Source organism: Arsukibacterium sp. (genome assembly GCF_033722355.1).
In the GTDB taxonomy this organism is placed as follows: Bacteria; Pseudomonadota; Gammaproteobacteria; order Enterobacterales; family Alteromonadaceae; genus Alishewanella.
In genome coordinates this window covers 41,059-56,715 of the sequence record NZ_JAWVZF010000003.1, presented here as the reverse complement: position 1 = coordinate 56,715, position 15,657 = coordinate 41,059, and the positions used below count along the sequence as shown (strand labels likewise).

Here is a 15,657-nt window from a genome sequence, read left to right as displayed (position 1 = left end):
TCAGCAACGGCATCTGCCAGCGTGCTGGCTTGCACCGGCAAGCTTAACAGGGGGCCACTGATGCCGGCTAACGTGGTGATCAGGCAAAGCGATTTTTTCATTGTTGTTCTTCCTCTGCAGTTTGCTCAGTGTCGGGCGCGGGCTGGTAGAAGCGGCTTAGCCATAACCCGGCTTCAAACAGTAACCACATTGGCACCGCCAGCAAGGTTTGTGACAGCACATCAGGTGGCGTAAGCAGCATCCCCAGAATAAAAGCACCGACGATAATATAAGGGCGTTTGCTCGCCAGAACGGCCGGCGTGACGGTACCGGTCCAGACCAGCAATAAGATCGCCACCGGTATTTCAAAGGATAAGCCAAAGGCAAAAAATAATTTCAGGACAAAATCCAGGTAACTGCTGATATCTGTTGCCACGGTGACACCCACCGGAGCGACACTGGTGAAAAAAGCGAATACCAGCGGAAAAACCACAAAATAGGCAAAGGCAATGCCACCGTAAAACAGCAGCGTGCTGCTAATGACCAGCGGTGCGACCAGCCGCTTCTCCTTACCATACAGTGCCGGGGCAATAAATTGCCAAACCTGCAGCAATATATAGGGAATTGCCAGGCAAATCGCAACAATAAAGGTCAGTTTAAAAGGAGCAAAAAAGGGTGCGGCGACATCGGTCGCTATCATACTGCTGCCTTCTGGCAGCACAGCGATTAACGGGGCGGCCAGCAGCTGGTAGATATCTGCAGCGAAATACGCCAGGCTGGCGAATACAACAACCACGGCAATAACGCATTTTAACAGGCGGTTTCGCAACTCAAGTAAATGGCCAAGCAGACTGTCAGCTTCAGGTTTAGTTTTCATGTTTTTTATCAGCAGATCTGGAGGTGGCGGCCGATTTGGGTGCTGCGGTATCGTTAGCTTCACTGTCAGTCAGCTGTGGTGACGGCGGATTAACCGATTTGGCTGCCGCCCGCAGTTCATCCAGCGCGGCTTGCTCTTCCGGTGTCAGATTAAGCAGATTTTTACTTTCCGCATCTTTCAGCTTCTGGTGCAGTTCGTGTACCCGAAGGTTTTCGCTCAGCTCGGCCTGCATTTGGGCACCAAACTGTTTAATACTGCGCACCGTTTTAACGGTACTGCGAATGGCACCTGGCAGCCGCTCTGGTCCCAGGACCAGTAAGGCGATAACGGCAATAAGTAACAGCTCCCAGAAACCCATTTAGCTTTTATCTTTTTCAGATTGTTTACTTTGCTCGCTGTCACTCTGAGTACGCTTTTGCTCAGCGAGCTGTTCGGGTTTGTCTTCAGCCTGCGGTTCTTCATCTTTAACAGAACTACGAAATCCTTTCACTGCAGAGCCAAGGTCGCTGCCAATACCGCGTAATTTTTTTGTACCGAACAACAAGACAATAATCGCCAGAACAATAAGCAACTGCCATATACTAATGCCACCAAAACCCATAATCACACCCTCTGTAATCTATGCTGAAATTGCTGCGCCAGTATGCAACAACTTTATGACAATAGTGCTTTTGCACCGAAAAAGATAGCCCCGGCCAAGAGGACACCTGCCAGCCATAACGGCCCGATGCTAAGGGCTAGTGTACCACTTATCAGGGTGCCGGCGGCAAGCGCTGCCGCAATAATTTGCCGGTGTGTTTTGTGCTGCTGCAGCTGCAGTAATTGCAGCTGTTGCAGCATTAATGCCTGCTGTTTCGGGCCCTGTTCCAGATAGCGATGCAGCAGGGTGGGCATCTGCGGCATTTTTTCTGCCCAGAACGGGGCGTTATCTTTCATTTGGCGCCATAAAGCCGGCAAGCCGACCTGCTGTTTCACCCAGCTTTCCAGAAAGGGCTTGGCTGTTTTCCATAAATCCAGTTGTGGGTAAAGCTGCCGGCCCAGCCCTTCAACATATAATAACGTTTTTTGCAGCAGCACCAGTTGCGGTTGCACCTGCATATTAAAACGGCGGGCGGTACTGAACAAATTCAGTAAGACATGGCCAAATGAAATATCGGCCAGCGGCTTCTGAAAGATAGGTTCACAGACGGTACGGATGGCACTTTCAAACTCTTCCACATTGGTATTAATCGGCACCCAACCCGAATCCAGATGCAACTGTGCCACTTTGCGGTAATCACGGTTAAAAAAAGCGACAAAATTCTCTGCCAGATACCGCTTATCCTCGCTGTTTAATGTGCCGACGATACCGCAGTCAATGCCAATATATTTCGGGTTTTCCGGATGCTCGCGTGAGACAAAAATATTGCCAGGATGCATATCAGCGTGAAAGAAACTGTCACGAAACACCTGGGTAAAGAAGACTTCCACGCCACGTTTGGCCAGTAACTCCATGTCGGTACGCTGGGCGTTTAAGGCAGCGATGTCTGAGACGGGTATACCGTATATCCGTTCCATAACCATGACATTTGGTCGGCTGAAATCACTATAGACATAGGGAATATACAACGAATCGGAGCCTTCAAAATTGCGTCGCAACTGAATGGCGTTAGCCGCTTCGCGTTGCAGGTCAAGTTCATCAAGAATCGTTTTACGGTACTCTGACACTACTTCACGGGGGCGCAGGCGTTTACCGTCGGGTAAATAGCGCGCGGCAATCGCCGCCAGGCCATCCATTAAATCCAGATCAGCGATAATCTGCTGGCGGATGTCCGGTCTGATTACTTTTATAACCACATCAGCATCAGTACCATCAGGCAGGCGTAATACCGCTGCATGTACCTGAGCGATTGAAGCAGACGCCAGCGGCGTGACACTGAAACTGCTGAATAGCTGGCTGATATCAGCCAGCTCAAGCGCCTGTTCAATTAACTGCTGCGCCAGCTCGCCCGGGAACGGGTCGACTTTGTCCTGAAGCCTGGCCAGCTCATCGGCAATTTCTGCCGGCAGCAGATCACGGCGGGTTGATAACATCTGGCCAAATTTTATCCATACCGGGCCAAGACTCTGCAGCGCCAGCCGTAATCGTTTGCCTACCGGGTAACCCGCATAACGGTTGCGCAGCCAAAAAGCGCTTTTGCGCATCGCCCGGGCATACCAGGGCTGCCAGGTGGCAGGAATAAGCTCATCCAGACCGTATTGCAATAACGTCTTCTGAATGTGATAAAAACGACTGAATCGCACCTGTTACTCCTCGACATCGGGCAGGCTGGCAGTCAGCCTGGACACTCTGGCACTGAGTTCACTGACATCCTGACTGAACTGCTGCATTTCAAGGCTGGAAGGGGTCAGTAATAATTCGTCCTGTGCCAGCATGGTCATGCTCTGCTCAATTAACCGGCTTTTTTGTTGTAAATAGCACTGCAATTGCTGAATACTAAGCGCTATTTTATGCGCCATCGCATCACCGACATAGCCTGACAGCGCTTCCTGCCAATCCGGATTGAGACTTTGCAGAAAATAGCTGTATTGCTGGGCGACCTGAATGTCTCCCTCGATCTGCAAGGCATCGGCTTTAATTAAGCGGGTAAGCTGGCTGGCATCCCTGAGCTGACGCAGACTGGCAAGGTCAGTTCTGATATCACAATCAACGGCCTCATTATGCCGGTTAAATAACAGACGGTCAGTGCCGGCCGTCAGTACCAGCCGTAATTTTAATTCGCGCAGCGTAAAAGCCAGTTGCTTTCCCTGCAATTTTTTCAAGCGCTCCGTTGCCTCACTATCCATGCTGATAACACTCTGACACAGCCGTTCGGCACTGGCGCAGAGCAGTTGCGGTAACAGCGCAGTCAACATCAGAATTTAAAACCCCGGTGCAAGGCGACGATACCGCCGGTCAGGTTATGGTAGCTTACCTCGGCAAAGCCGGCGTCGATCATCATATTTTTCAGGGTTTCCTGATCGGGGTGCATCCGGATAGACTCTGCCAGATACTGATAACTTTCTTTATCATTGGCGATCAACTGGCCCATCACCGGCAGCAGTTTGAAGGAGTACATATCGTACACTTTGCTCAGCCATGGTTGCTCTGGCTTGGAAAACTCCAGTACCAGCAGCCGGCCACCAGGTTTTAATACCCGGAACATCGACTGCAACGCTGCCGCTTTATCGGTGACATTTCTCAGGCCAAAACCAATACTGACAATATCAAAGCTGTTGTCGGCAAAGGGCAGGGCTTCAGCATTAGCCTGGACGAATTCGATGTTAGAAATCAGCCCTGAGTCGCGAAGTTTGTCGCGGCCGACATTAAGCATTGACTCGTTTATATCAGCTAATATTACCTTACCGGATGGCCCGACCCGACGCGAAAACAGCGCGGCAATATCGCCTGTGCCGCCAGCAAGATCTAATACCTGCTGACCTGGCCTGACTCCGCTGCAATCCAGGGTAAATCGTTTCCATAAGCGATGAATACCCAATGACATGACATCATTCATAATGTCGTATTTAGCAGCGACTGAATGAAACACATTGGCCACCAGCGAAACTTTTTCAGCAGCGGGAACGGTTTTATATCCAAAATGAGTCGTGTCGTGTTTTGGTTCTGTCATGGGGTGGCCTGCGTCAGCACTAAAAGAATGGGTAGTGTAAAAGAATTGGCCTCAGTAGCCAACTGCTGGTTTTATACGGCTCAGACGGCTGCAGGTTCAGCCGGGTTGTAACATTAATTCGTCTGCAACCTGATTGCGGCCACGTTCTTTTGCCAGTTTTAAAATCTGCGAGCTGCGGGCAAGAAACTGATACCAGTTTTCTTTAGCCTGAAATAGCGCCACGCCCAGAGAAATCGTCACCTTGGGCAGGCTTTTTTTATCGCGGGATGAGACAAATCGTAATTTTTCGACGCCTTTGCGCACTTGCTCTGCTATTTCATTAGCGGTGCGAAGGTCGATGTCTGGTAACAATAATAAAAACTCTTCACCACCTGAGCGAACCGGCATACCACTGGCCTGAACATAGCTGCCAACTTTACGTGCCACTTTACTCAGGATCACATCACCAATGGTCTGGCCGTATTCCTGATTAAAACGACTGAAATGGTCAATATCGACGGCAATAGCGGCAATCCGCCGTTCGGGCTGCTCAGTTAACCAGATATCGACCTGATTCTGCATCGCTACCCGGTTGTAAAGCCCGGTAAGTGGATCCTGCATCCGCTGCAATTTCAGCTGTTCCAGTTCATGGCGTAACTGGTGGCTTTGCTTATTCGCCATCGCCAGCTGGTTGTGTAACTGCTGTTGTTGCTGCTGATAAGATTGTGCCTGTGCCTTGATAATACCGGCAATGTCTGCCAGCCTGGCCGGTTTAGCCGCTAAACTGTCTAACTGGTGTTCCAGCTGCTGAATAAACTGACCGGTTGCCTCAGCCGCTAAGTCGGTATAACCGGATAAACGTCCGACTATGCCGGTAACTTCCCGTAGTAATTGCTCCTGCTCTGCGCTCTCGTCAGCCAGCCAGCGCTGGTACAACTCGGCCATGATAAAATCATCTAACGCTGTTTTGCTGGCCAGCTTCTGCTCAATAGCCTGACATAAACCGGCGTTATTACCACTGATATAGTCGTACACCACCGCATAATTAACCGGATGGATAGCAAGTTGGTTATGCTGCAGGAAAGCTTTGACTAAGCCCGCTTTTTCCAGCGCTTGTTGCAGCGAATCCTGATACTTCATAAGACGATGTTTAGCTCCGGAGCCAATCACTTTATTATTATTTTCGGGTCCCATAGTAACCGAATCCGGCTCGCTGGCAACCTGCTATGTAAACAAAATCGTTCAGTAGCTGAAAATAACGGCAAACAGAATGGAAAATGTCAGCTCAGCTGCTGGTTTTGTCAGTTTAAGCGACTTTTTTCAATAGTAAATCAGGTTACAATCGGTGGCATCATCAGAGGAAGGATCAACGTTATGCGAAATTTGCTTACCCTCGTTGCGTTAATGACTGTGCTGGCGGGCTGTGCAATGGCGCCGAAACAGCAGGATGCCGATCAGCATTTCAGTCAGTTAGCCGATCAGATTTGGCAGGGAGAGACGAGACTGACAGCAAACGAACCAGACCGGTTGCCTGATATGTCGCCGGCAGCATTGAGTGCCCGGCAACAGCAACGGCTTGACTGGCAACAGCAGCTAATGAAGGTCGATACAGAGCTGTTATCAGAACAAAACCAGATTAATCACGCCATCTTGCAATATCGTTTGGCTAACCAGATTGACGAGTACCGCTTTAATGCACATCTGACACCTTTGACCTCAGAATCAGGGTTTCACAGCGCAGTGGCAATGATGCTGCAGCGCAGTAGCTTACGCCAGAGTGCCGATTACGACAATTATCTGAAAAAGCTGGCAACAGTACCGGTATATATGCAGCAACAAACAGACTGGATGCGTCAGGGGCTGCTTACCGGCATTACCCAGCCCAGGGTCGTTCTGGCAGGCTTTGAGAAAAGTATCAGCTCTTATATTACTGATGATATGACAGCCAGTGTGTTCTACCGGCCTTTTCTGGTTAAGCCCGACACTATCAGCCCGGAAAAATGGCAACAGCTGAAGACCAGTGCAGAACAGCTGATACGTGATGACGTGAATCCGGCCTACCAGGCATTTTACGATTTTATGGTGCAGCAATATATCCCGGGTGCCCGCGACAGTATTGCTGCCAGCGCCCTGCCGCAGGGCAGCGCTTTTTATCAGAACAGGCTTGAGCACTATACGACCTTGCAGATGAGTCCCCGGCAGGTGCATGAAACGGGGCTGGCAGAAGTGGCACGCATTCGTGCCCAGATGCAGGCGATTATTGAGCAACTTGAATTCACAGGAACTTTTGCAGATTTTATTCAGTTTCTACGAACCGACCCGCAGTTTTATCCAAAGACAGAACAGGAGTTACTGCGCTACGCTGCCTGGTTATCCAAACAGGCTGATGCCGAATTACCCCGCTTATTTAAAACGCTACCAAGAACACCTTACGGTGTGGTACCGGTACCGGCAGAAATTGCGCCAAAATATACAACAGGTCGCTATGCCGGTGCGTCACGCGATGATCAGGCCGGTTATTACTGGGTAAATACCTACGCGCTTAACCGTCGTCCATTATACGAGATGCCCGCGCTGACCCTGCACGAAGCCGTCCCCGGCCATCATTTACAAATCTCACTGGCCAGAGAGCAGGCCAGCCTGCCAGATTACCGCCGCAGTTTCTATACCTCTGCTTTTGGTGAGGGCTGGGGGTTATATGCAGAGTATCTTGGGCTGGAAATGGGTTTTTACGAGGACCCTTATACTGATTTTGGCCGTCTGACCTATGAAATGTGGCGTGCCGCCCGGCTGGTAGTCGATACCGGTATGCACAGTATGGGCTGGAGCAGACAACAGGCTATTGATTTTCTTGCTGAGAACACTGCATTGTCGATGCACAATGTGAAAACTGAAATTGACCGCTATATCAGCTGGCCGGCACAGGCACTATCGTACAAACTGGGTGAGCTGACGATCAGACGGCTCCGGACAGAGGCTGAGCGACAGCTGGGTAGCAAATTTGATATCCGCCAGTTTCATGATGTGGTGCTGGGTAATGGCAGTGTGCCGCTGGCAGTGCTGGAGCGGCAGGTTGCCGCCTACATTGCCGCCGGGCAGACTGACTAATCTCAGCGGCTTTAAAAAAAGATGCCGGCTGATGCCGGCTCTTTGCGGATAATGACTGTTTTATCTTAACGGTTAGGAACAGCCAATCGCTGGCCGGTTAAGCAGCAGCGTCAGCATCTTAATGTCGAACCACAACCTTAGGTTCTGTATCAATCTGACCGTCGTGATCTATTGCTGCCATTTTATTACCAGCAAACAACACTGCCACTTTGTGGTTGTCTTGTCGCCGGACAAACCGTAACTCATAGCCGAATCGTTGCAACTCAGCGACAGCAAACTTCTGTGCCAAATTGAGCTCTTCCCAGAAATAATGCATATCCTTATTCGTCTGGCGCCTCTCTTGAATCATACCTGGCTCCAACTACATGGACTTATGTTTCGGGTTCAGTCAGGCCAGTCAGGTAAGCGCTAAAATGGTTTGCCATTGTGCGCTGGTAACAGGCATAACAGAAAGTCTGTTGCCTTTACGTACCAACGGCAACTCTACCAGATTAGCTATTTTTTTCAGTTTGTCCAGTGGGATTAGTTCAGGCAGCTTGCAAACAAAAACTAAATCCACAGCTATCCAGCGGGGGCATGCCTCAGTAGATTTCGGATCATAATAAATGCTGCTGCTGTCAAACTGGCTGGGATCCGGGTAAGCCGGTCTGACAACTCTGGCAATACCGGCGATGCCGATATCCTTGCAACTTGAGTGATAAATAAAGACGTCATCACCAACAGCAACATCATCACGCAAAAAATTTCTGGCCTGATAATTTCGAACACCTTCCCAGCTAATGGGTTGGTCTGGTGCATTGGCAAAATCGTCAATACTGCACTCAACCGGTTCTGTTTTAAATAACCAGTAGTTCATCTTTGCCAGCTACCTTGCTTTGCGGCAGAATAGAGAATGCCCAGTGTAGCAAAAGGACCGCCGTATGAGTCAGGTATTAGAGAATTTATTATCGTTATTAAAACTGGAAACCATTGAGTTAGGCCTGTACCGTGGTCAAAGTCAGGATCTGGGTTTTAAAGCCGTATTTGGTGGCCAGGTAATGGGGCAGGCGCTGTCAGCTGCTAAGGAAACCTTGGCAGGTGATCGCAAAGTGCACTCTTTTCATTCTTATTTTTTACGGCCGGGCGATGCGGCAAAACCTATTGTCTATGAAGTTGAAAACATCAGAGACGGCAAAAGCTTCAGTACCCGCCGGGTCAGTGCAATTCAGTATGGCAAGCCCATTTTTTATATGACAGCGTCTTTTCAGACCGAAGAACAGGGATTTAGCCATTATGATCCTATGCCAGAGGTGCCCGGACCGGACGAACTGGTTTCTGATCTGGCATTTTATCAGCAACATGCCTCTCTTATCCCCGAAAGTCTGCGCAGCAAGTTTATCTGTGAAAAACCGATTGAAATGCGGCCAGTTGATTTTCAGAACCCGTTTCAGCCGCAAATCAGTGCGCCAAAACGCTATGTTTGGTTTAAAGCTAATGGCAGTATGCCGGACGATTTGCGGGTTCATAAATATTTGCTGGCGTATGCCTCAGATTTCAACTTTCTGCCCACTGCCTTGCAACCGCATGGCGCCTCGTTTATGGCGGCGAATATGCAGGTTGCAACCATCGACCATGCCATGTGGTTTCATCAGGACTTCCGGTTCGATGACTGGTTACTGTATGCGGTAGACAGCCCGCGGGCCAGCGGCGGGCGTGGCCTGGTGCGGGGGCAGTTTTTTAACCGCAGCGGCGAGCTGGTTGCTTCAACGATCCAGGAGGGCGTGATCCGCCAGTACGCCACGGCCCGTTAAGACGCAGCCTGCTGCGGCATGATGCTTTGCAGGCTTTGCAAAATATCGTTACGCAGTAAGGTGTTAACAGTCTGGGTCAGTTTTTCCAACCGTTCACTTCGGCAAACCTGATTGTGGCTGTCGGTATGGCTGATCCCGGCCTCTTTCAACGCATTGATCAAGGTCGTAAATAAGCCTTTATCGTAATACTCCGGCGCGACAATACCATGCAGATTCAGAAGTCGTTGTGCCAGTTGATGGCTACGTTTTTCTAGCTCAGGCCGGCTCAGCGGCCCTTGTGCCTGCACCAGATTCAGCACTATTGCATAACGCTGCAGGGTATCTTCGGCATTATACGCCAGCAGACTCAATTGATAATAATAGCGGCTTTGCTGTGCCGGCGCATAATAGTTATCGCCATTACTCTCAACTAGTCCCTGCTCTGTCATAAATTGCAGTATTGCCTGACAATAGGTCTGCAAAGAGCTGACATATAAAAATAATTCTGCCTGCAGCAGAGGATATAGCTGCTCAATGTAACCGAGTAACTGCTGGCGGCTGATACTACGCTGATGCAATACAGCGCAAGCCAGCAATGAGGGCAGCATAAATAAATGCAATACGTTATTGCGGTAGTAACGGGCCAGCACACTGTGCTCCGCACTGAGGCCAATTAACTCGCCAAAACCATCACTGCTACTATTTACCTTCTGCAGCGTCAGAGCATGCTTAATCAGGCCATCAGCGTCTGCTTCAGGCAGGCTGACATTCGGATGATAAGGCACCTGCCTCTGCAAGTTAATATATAAATCAAGCTGCTGGGACAATTCGTCCCGGGTCATAATGTGTTTGTCAGTAGCCAGAACACTCAGCGCAATTAAATTGGTGGCATTAAGTGCTGCAGCCTGATTAATGTGCTGCATAACCTGATTAGCGAGTTTAGCGACGAGGGGGTTCAGCCAGTTCGGCTTTTGTACTTCCAGCGGATTAATATGTTTTTTCCAGTCACTTACCTGTTGGTTTAAATATTGATTAAGTTGAATCGGCTCGCCGAAATTAACATAACCGAAGCCATAATCACGTAAGTGGCGGATGGCTTTTAGCACGCCGCCGATAGACTCTTTTTTCTTGCCCTGACCCTGCAGCTCGTTAACATAGGTGCTGACTTCCATAACATGCTCATATCCCAGATACACCGGCACCAGGGTTACGGGGCGTTCAATCCCCCGCAGCATCGACTGTACCGTCATTGCCAGCATACCGGTTTTCGGTTGCAGCAACCGTCCTGTCCTACTGCGCCCCCCTTCGGAATAATACTTAACGGCATACCCTTTACTAAACAACTGGCTCAGGTATTCGCGAAATACTGCTGAATAGAGCTTATTACCGCTAAAGCTGCGACGGATAAAAAAGGCGCCGCCCCGCCGGAAAATCGTCCCTGCCGGCCAGAAATTTAAATTTATACCGGCCGCGATATGCGGCGGTACCAGTCCCTGATGATAAATAACATAGCTAAGTAACAGGTAGTCCATGTGGCTGCGATGGCAAGGCACGTACACAATCTCGTGGCCTTTTTGCGCCAAATCATGCAGCATATCAGCGTTATTAATTTTGATGCCGCTGTAGAGCTTTTTCCACAACCAGCTTAGTACCCGGTCACCAACGCGCAGCGTCGACTCACGGTAATCAGCCGCAATTTCCTGCAGCAATTTATGGGCCTCATTACGGGCCACTTTAACGGGGACTTTTTTGCTGCGGGCTTCATCTTCAATCGCCTGTTTTAACGCAGGTGATGCCAGCAGAGCATTGAACAGCTCACTGCGGTTAACCAATTTCGGACCTGTTGCCGCCAGCTTTTGCCGGTAAAAATGAAAACGTGACATTCTGAGCAGTTTACGCGCCGTATCGGCTGTATCACCAAATTGAGCGGCCATCTGGTTAAGCGATACCGCCCGGCTTAACCGGACCAGGGTGTGGCGGCCCGATACCAGCACAATTAACATTTTCGCCAGCCAATGTGGTGCATTGGCTTCGCCCAACAACCACTTAATACTATTTTCCTTGCCAGGGGCCCGGCCCCACAGAATGGCAACAGGCACCAGCTGGGCATCCAGTTGGGGGTTTGCCAGATGCAGTTGCAGCAGTTGCTGGCCCTGTTCCAGTGCTCGGGTTTTTGACCTGCCACCAATGACACTGTGCGGCTTAACCAGAAATAAAGTGCGGGACAACTGACGGCCATCGAGGGAAACGGGGGTCAGTGGATCAGGTAGCGCCAGTTTCTGACATACCCGGCGCAACGTTGCCAGATCGCTGGCAGACTCAGTGTGACAGACATAAAAAACCGGACGGTTCAGATCAAGTGCCAGCTCCCTCACGGCGTTATCCGGCACTATTTTAAACTTTACTAATACCCGCAGCGGCCATTTTAACAACGTAGTAAAAAACGATAACGGAGAAAACATAACAATACCGGCATAAATCACAGACATACAAGAATATCACGGAAGCCGGTACTGGCAAATTTGCCTTGCTGACAAAAATTTGGCAATTCGTAAAAGCCTGTATATACTCACAGTACTAACTGTATAGGTAGACAGCATTATGAGACCACTTACGCCTCGCCAGGCAGAAATTTTGCAACTTATCAAAGATTATCAGGCAGAGACTGGTATGCCGCCTACCCGTGCTGAAATAGCCAGTCAACTTGGCTTTAAATCAGCTAATGCGGCGGAAGAACATTTAAAGGCTCTGGCAAAAAAAGGGGTGCTTACCATGATGCCCGGTACATCCCGAGGCATCAGGTTGCTGGAGGATGAGCTTGAGCCTGAGCAACTGGGGCTGCCATTAATTGGTAAAGTAGCGGCCGGCCAGCCTATTCTGGCTGCAGAGCATGTGCAGGATCACTATCAGATTGATGCTCACTTATTTAAACCGCACGCTGACTTTCTGCTTAAAGTGCAAGGTATGAGCATGCAGGATATTGGTATTCTGGATGGTGATTTGCTGGCTGTTCATAAAACCTCTCAGGCGCAGCCTGGTCAGGTAATTGTCGCCAGAGTGGATGAGGATGTCACCGTTAAGCGTTTTCAGCGCGATGGCCATCAGGTGTTATTGCATCCGGAAAATAAAGATTTCAGTGTGATAAAAGTAGACCTGCGCCAGCAACAGTTTGCGATTGAAGGCCTGGCGGTTGGAGTAATTCGCAATGGCAGCTGGTTATAAAAAACCTTTAGCTCAATAAGTTAATTGTTAACAAAGGCGCTGGTACGACCTGTTGGTTTTGCCGGCGCTTTTGCTATTTAGGGGTTTACACTGACGTTGATTTGGATGATTCTTAGTCAAAGGTTGCTGAAAAAAATATCGGTTACCGTTTTGGGTTACTGCACGGGCAGTTAAATTAAAAAAAACTATAACAATAATAAAGCAAAGAAACGTCATACATAGGTTCGGGGGTTAGCGGTATTCACCGTATTTTTATCGGTATTCGCCGTGTATTACTGTGTACAGGTTTCTGCAGTTTGCTTTGCAAATGACAGAGGAGAAGTACAGTGGCGAAAACGCGTAGTATACGTTGGTCGCTGCCGACCTTGCTTTTAGCCGCTTCGGCTAATGCAGCAGCCATGCCTTTAAATATGACTAAAGGCGTAACGGAGATCAGCCAGGAGGTTTACAGCCTGCACATGCTGATTTTCTGGATTTGCTGTGTTATCGGGGCAGTGGTGTTTGGGATAATGTTTATTTCTATCCTGTTACACCGAAAATCGCGGGGCGTGCAACCGGCTCAATTTCATGAAAGTACCAAAATAGAAATTCTTTGGACCGCTATTCCGGTGGTCATCTTAATTGGTATGGCTATACCGGCTTCGAAAACGCTAATCGCCATGGATGATACCTCCGCAGCGGATGTCACAGTTCAGATAACCGGCTCGCAGTGGAAGTGGCATTACAAATATCTGGGCAGTGACCTGGAATATTACTCTGTACTGGCCACGCCGCGTGAGCAAATCAGCAACCGCTTTGCAAAAGGTGAAAACTATCTGCTTGAAGTTGACCGGCCACTCGTCATTCCCACCGGCCAGAAAATTCGTTTTTTGATGACCTCTGATGATGTTATTCACTCCTGGTGGGTACCGGCTTTTGCCGTGAAAAAAGATGCCAATCCCGGTTTTATTAACGAAGCCTGGACCAGGGTAGATGAACCCGGTATTTACCGTGGTCAGTGCGCTGAATTGTGCGGTAAAGATCATGCTTATATGCCGGTGGTGGTGGTGGCAAAAAGCCCCGAGGACTACGCTGCATGGAAACTGGCCGAGGAAACCCGGATTGCCGAAGAAAAAGCCGCTGAGCAGGAGCTGTTGGCGATGAATATGGATATGACTGAGCTGATGGCCAATGGCGAACGGACCTACATAGCCTATTGTGCTGCCTGTCATCAACCGAATGGGGCAGGCTTGCCTGGCATTTTCCCTGCGCTGGCAGGGAGTAATCTGATCCTGAATGATAAAGCCGCCCATATCAATATCGTGCTGAATGGTAAAAGCGGTACTGCAATGCAGGCTTTTGGCCGGCAGTTAACCTTAAAAGAACTAGCATCTGTCCTGACGTATACCCGAAACGCCTGGGGGAATGATACCGGTGATGCCGTACAGGCTGCCGATGTTTATAAAGTGCAGCAGGGTGAGGGAGAATAATCATGTCTGTAGTAATTACTGAACCAAATGATCGCGAGCATGAGCATCACGATCATCATGATCATAAACCCAGCGGTATAACACGCTGGTTATATACCACTAACCATAAAGATATCGGCACCATGTATCTGGTGTTCGCGTTAATTATGTTCTTTATTGGTGGTGCAATGGCAATGGTTATCCGGCTGGAACTGTTTCAGCCTGGTATGCAATTTGTAGAACCCCACTTTTTTAACCAGATGACCACGGTTCACGGCCTCATTATGGTATTCGGTGCGGTCATGCCGGCCTTTACCGGCCTGGCTAACTGGATGATCCCGATGATGATTGGTGCGCCTGATATGGCGCTGCCACGAATGAATAACTGGAGCTTCTGGATCCTGCCGTTTGCATTTTTGATTTTGTTACTATCCTTATTTATGCCAGGCGGTGGACCAAGCTTCGGCTGGACTTTCTACGCACCGCTTTCCACTACTTACAGCGGTGACAGTACAGCGTTATTTGTATTCTCAGTACATATTATGGGTATCTCATCTATTATGGGCGCAATCAACGTTATTGTTACCATCTGGAACATGCGGGCACCCGGTATGACCTGGATGAAAATGCCATTATTTGTCTGGACCTGGTTTATAACCGCGTTTTTGCTGATTATGGTCATGCCGGTGCTGGCCGGTGTGGTCACCATGGTATTAACTGACAAATACTTTGGCACCAGCTTCTTTGATGCGGCAGGTGGCGGCGATCCGGTGTTGTTTCAGCATATTTTCTGGTTCTTCGGCCACCCGGAAGTGTACATTATGATTCTGCCGGCTTTCGGTATTGTTTCAGCAATTATTCCAACCTTTGCCCGAAAGAAATTATTTGGGTATGCCTCTATGGTTTACGCCACTGCCAGTATCGCGATACTGTCATTTCTGGTCTGGGCACACCATATGTTTACTACCGGTATGCCAGTGTTCGCGACGCTGTTCTTTATGTATGCCACCATGCTAATCGCAGTGCCTACCGGCGTTAAAGTCTTTAACTGGGTGGCAACGATGTGGCGCGGTGCTATGACGTTTGAAGTGCCGATGATGTTTGCCCTGGCCTTTATTGTATTGTTTACCATCGGCGGATTCTCGGGCCTGATGCTGGCGATAACCCCTGCTGACTTCCAGTATCATGATACGTATTTTGTCGTTGCTCATTTTCACTATGTACTGGTTACCGGTGCTATATTCTCGATAGTTGCAGCGGTGTATTACTGGTTGCCGAAATGGACTGGCAATATGTACGACGAAACGCTGGGACAGTGGCATTTCTGGTGCTCGTTAATTTCAGTAAATATGTTGTTCTTCCCGATGCATTTTGTCGGTCTAGCAGGAATGCCCCGGCGGATCCCGGATTACGCTCTGCAGTTTGCCGATTTTAATGCCTTTATCAGTATCGGTGGCTTTCTGTTCGGATTGTCGCAGCTCATTTTTGTCTGGGTGCTGATTAAATGTGCCCGCGGCGGGGTGAAGGCAACCGATCAGGTATGGGAAGGCGCTGAAGGTCTGGAGTGGGAAGTACCGTCGCCGGCGCCATACCATACCTTTGAAACCCCACCGGTTATTAAGTAA

The 15,657-nt window shown here is 49.3% G+C and carries 15 protein-coding genes; 5 read left to right on the top strand and 10 right to left on the bottom strand.

What is annotated here, in order from left to right; all coding sequences use genetic code 11:
- Window positions 1-97: 97 nt before the first annotated feature.
- The 7 genes from tatC to R3177_RS00840 form a co-directional block, all read right to left on the bottom strand.
- Complete coding sequence (gene tatC / locus R3177_RS00870) at window positions 98-856, bottom strand: twin-arginine translocase subunit TatC (protein ID WP_318969154.1); 759 nt, start codon at window positions 854-856, stop codon at window positions 98-100.
- A complete protein-coding gene (gene tatB / locus R3177_RS00865; protein ID WP_318969153.1) occupies window positions 846-1,214 on the bottom strand; it encodes a Sec-independent protein translocase protein TatB in 369 nt (122 codons plus the stop codon). Before tatB ends, tatC begins: the two co-directional genes overlap by 11 nt.
- Entirely contained in the window at window positions 1,215-1,457 is a 243-nt protein-coding gene (gene tatA, locus R3177_RS00860) for a Sec-independent protein translocase subunit TatA (RefSeq protein WP_318969152.1), read from the bottom strand.
- Between the two features lie 53 nt (window positions 1,458-1,510).
- Window positions 1,511-3,139: a ubiquinone biosynthesis regulatory protein kinase UbiB gene (ubiB, locus tag R3177_RS00855; RefSeq protein ID WP_318969151.1), complete on the bottom strand. Its 1,629-nt coding sequence runs from the start codon at window positions 3,137-3,139 to the stop codon at window positions 1,511-1,513.
- 3 nt (window positions 3,140-3,142) lie between these two features.
- Window positions 3,143-3,751: an SCP2 domain-containing protein gene (locus R3177_RS00850; protein ID WP_318969150.1), complete on the bottom strand. Its 609-nt coding sequence runs from the start codon at window positions 3,749-3,751 to the stop codon at window positions 3,143-3,145.
- A complete protein-coding gene (ubiE, locus tag R3177_RS00845) occupies window positions 3,751-4,506 on the bottom strand; it encodes a bifunctional demethylmenaquinone methyltransferase/2-methoxy-6-polyprenyl-1,4-benzoquinol methylase UbiE (protein ID WP_318969149.1) in 756 nt (251 codons plus the stop codon). Before ubiE ends, R3177_RS00850 begins: the two co-directional genes overlap by 1 nt.
- 96 nt (window positions 4,507-4,602) lie before the next feature.
- A complete protein-coding gene (locus R3177_RS00840) occupies window positions 4,603-5,625 on the bottom strand; it encodes a GGDEF domain-containing protein (protein WP_318969148.1) in 1,023 nt (340 codons plus the stop codon).
- Window positions 5,626-5,859: 234 nt separating this feature from the next.
- On the opposite strand from R3177_RS00840, the gene R3177_RS00835 reads away from it, so the two are divergent.
- The gene (locus tag R3177_RS00835; RefSeq protein ID WP_318969147.1) at window positions 5,860-7,593 is read left to right on the top strand and encodes a DUF885 domain-containing protein; all 1,734 of its coding nucleotides are present in this window, start codon (window positions 5,860-5,862) and stop codon (window positions 7,591-7,593) included.
- 118 nt (window positions 7,594-7,711) lie between these two features.
- Here R3177_RS00835 and R3177_RS00830 read toward each other — a convergent pair whose 3' ends face one another.
- Together R3177_RS00830 and R3177_RS00825 are read right to left on the bottom strand one after the other, a co-directional pair.
- Window positions 7,712-7,942 carry a hypothetical protein gene (locus R3177_RS00830; RefSeq protein ID WP_318969146.1) on the bottom strand — a complete coding sequence of 77 codons (231 nt, stop codon included), beginning with the start codon at window positions 7,940-7,942 and terminating at the stop codon, window positions 7,712-7,714.
- 48 nt (window positions 7,943-7,990) lie between these two features.
- Complete coding sequence (locus R3177_RS00825; protein ID WP_318969145.1) at window positions 7,991-8,449, bottom strand: EVE domain-containing protein; 459 nt, start codon at window positions 8,447-8,449, stop codon at window positions 7,991-7,993.
- Window positions 8,450-8,513: 64 nt separating this feature from the next.
- Here R3177_RS00825 and tesB point away from each other — a divergent pair, with 64 nt between their 5' ends.
- Window positions 8,514-9,383: an acyl-CoA thioesterase II gene (gene tesB / locus R3177_RS00820; RefSeq protein WP_318969144.1), complete on the top strand. Its 870-nt coding sequence runs from the start codon at window positions 8,514-8,516 to the stop codon at window positions 9,381-9,383.
- Here the strand turns inward: tesB and plsB are convergent.
- Window positions 9,380-11,851: a glycerol-3-phosphate 1-O-acyltransferase PlsB gene (plsB, locus tag R3177_RS00815; protein WP_318969143.1), complete on the bottom strand. Its 2,472-nt coding sequence runs from the start codon at window positions 11,849-11,851 to the stop codon at window positions 9,380-9,382. The genes tesB and plsB overlap by 4 nt on opposite strands.
- A 112-nt stretch (window positions 11,852-11,963) precedes the next feature.
- Between plsB and lexA the strand changes: the two genes are divergently transcribed.
- The 3 genes from lexA to ctaD all read left to right on the top strand — a co-directional run bounded on the left by lexA (window position 11,964) and on the right by ctaD (window position 15,657).
- Window positions 11,964-12,584: a transcriptional repressor LexA gene (gene lexA / locus R3177_RS00810; protein WP_318969142.1), complete on the top strand. Its 621-nt coding sequence runs from the start codon at window positions 11,964-11,966 to the stop codon at window positions 12,582-12,584.
- Window positions 12,585-12,982: 398 nt separating this feature from the next.
- A complete protein-coding gene (gene coxB, locus R3177_RS00805) occupies window positions 12,983-14,053 on the top strand; it encodes a cytochrome c oxidase subunit II (protein ID WP_318969141.1) in 1,071 nt (356 codons plus the stop codon).
- 2 nt (window positions 14,054-14,055) lie between these two features.
- A complete protein-coding gene (gene ctaD / locus R3177_RS00800) occupies window positions 14,056-15,657 on the top strand; it encodes a cytochrome c oxidase subunit I (protein ID WP_318969140.1) in 1,602 nt (533 codons plus the stop codon).

Bases quoted from the DNA above. Each gene is read 5' to 3' on its own strand.
- tatC (WP_318969154.1), bottom strand. From the start codon at position 856: ATGAAAACTAAACCTGAAGCTGACAGTCTGCTTGGCCATTTACTTGAG.
- tatB (WP_318969153.1), bottom strand. From the start codon at position 1,214: ATGGGTTTCTGGGAGCTGTTACTTATTGCCGTTATCGCCTTACTGGTC.
- tatA (WP_318969152.1), bottom strand. From the start codon at position 1,457: ATGGGTTTTGGTGGCATTAGTATATGGCAGTTGCTTATTGTTCTGGCG.
- R3177_RS00850 (WP_318969150.1), bottom strand. From the start codon at position 3,751: ATGTTGACTGCGCTGTTACCGCAACTGCTCTGCGCCAGTGCCGAACGG.
- ubiE (WP_318969149.1), bottom strand. From the start codon at position 4,506: ATGACAGAACCAAAACACGACACGACTCATTTTGGATATAAAACCGTT.
- R3177_RS00840 (WP_318969148.1), bottom strand. From the start codon at position 5,625: ATGAAGTATCAGGATTCGCTGCAACAAGCGCTGGAAAAAGCGGGCTTA.
- R3177_RS00835 (WP_318969147.1), top strand. From the start codon at position 5,860: ATGCGAAATTTGCTTACCCTCGTTGCGTTAATGACTGTGCTGGCGGGC.
- R3177_RS00830 (WP_318969146.1), bottom strand. From the start codon at position 7,942: ATGATTCAAGAGAGGCGCCAGACGAATAAGGATATGCATTATTTCTGG.
- R3177_RS00825 (WP_318969145.1), bottom strand. From the start codon at position 8,449: ATGAACTACTGGTTATTTAAAACAGAACCGGTTGAGTGCAGTATTGAC.
- tesB (WP_318969144.1), top strand. From the start codon at position 8,514: ATGAGTCAGGTATTAGAGAATTTATTATCGTTATTAAAACTGGAAACC.
- plsB (WP_318969143.1), bottom strand. From the start codon at position 11,851: ATGTCTGTGATTTATGCCGGTATTGTTATGTTTTCTCCGTTATCGTTT.
- lexA (WP_318969142.1), top strand. From the start codon at position 11,964: ATGAGACCACTTACGCCTCGCCAGGCAGAAATTTTGCAACTTATCAAA.
- coxB (WP_318969141.1), top strand. From the start codon at position 12,983: ATGCCTTTAAATATGACTAAAGGCGTAACGGAGATCAGCCAGGAGGTT.
- ctaD (WP_318969140.1), top strand. From the start codon at position 14,056: ATGTCTGTAGTAATTACTGAACCAAATGATCGCGAGCATGAGCATCAC.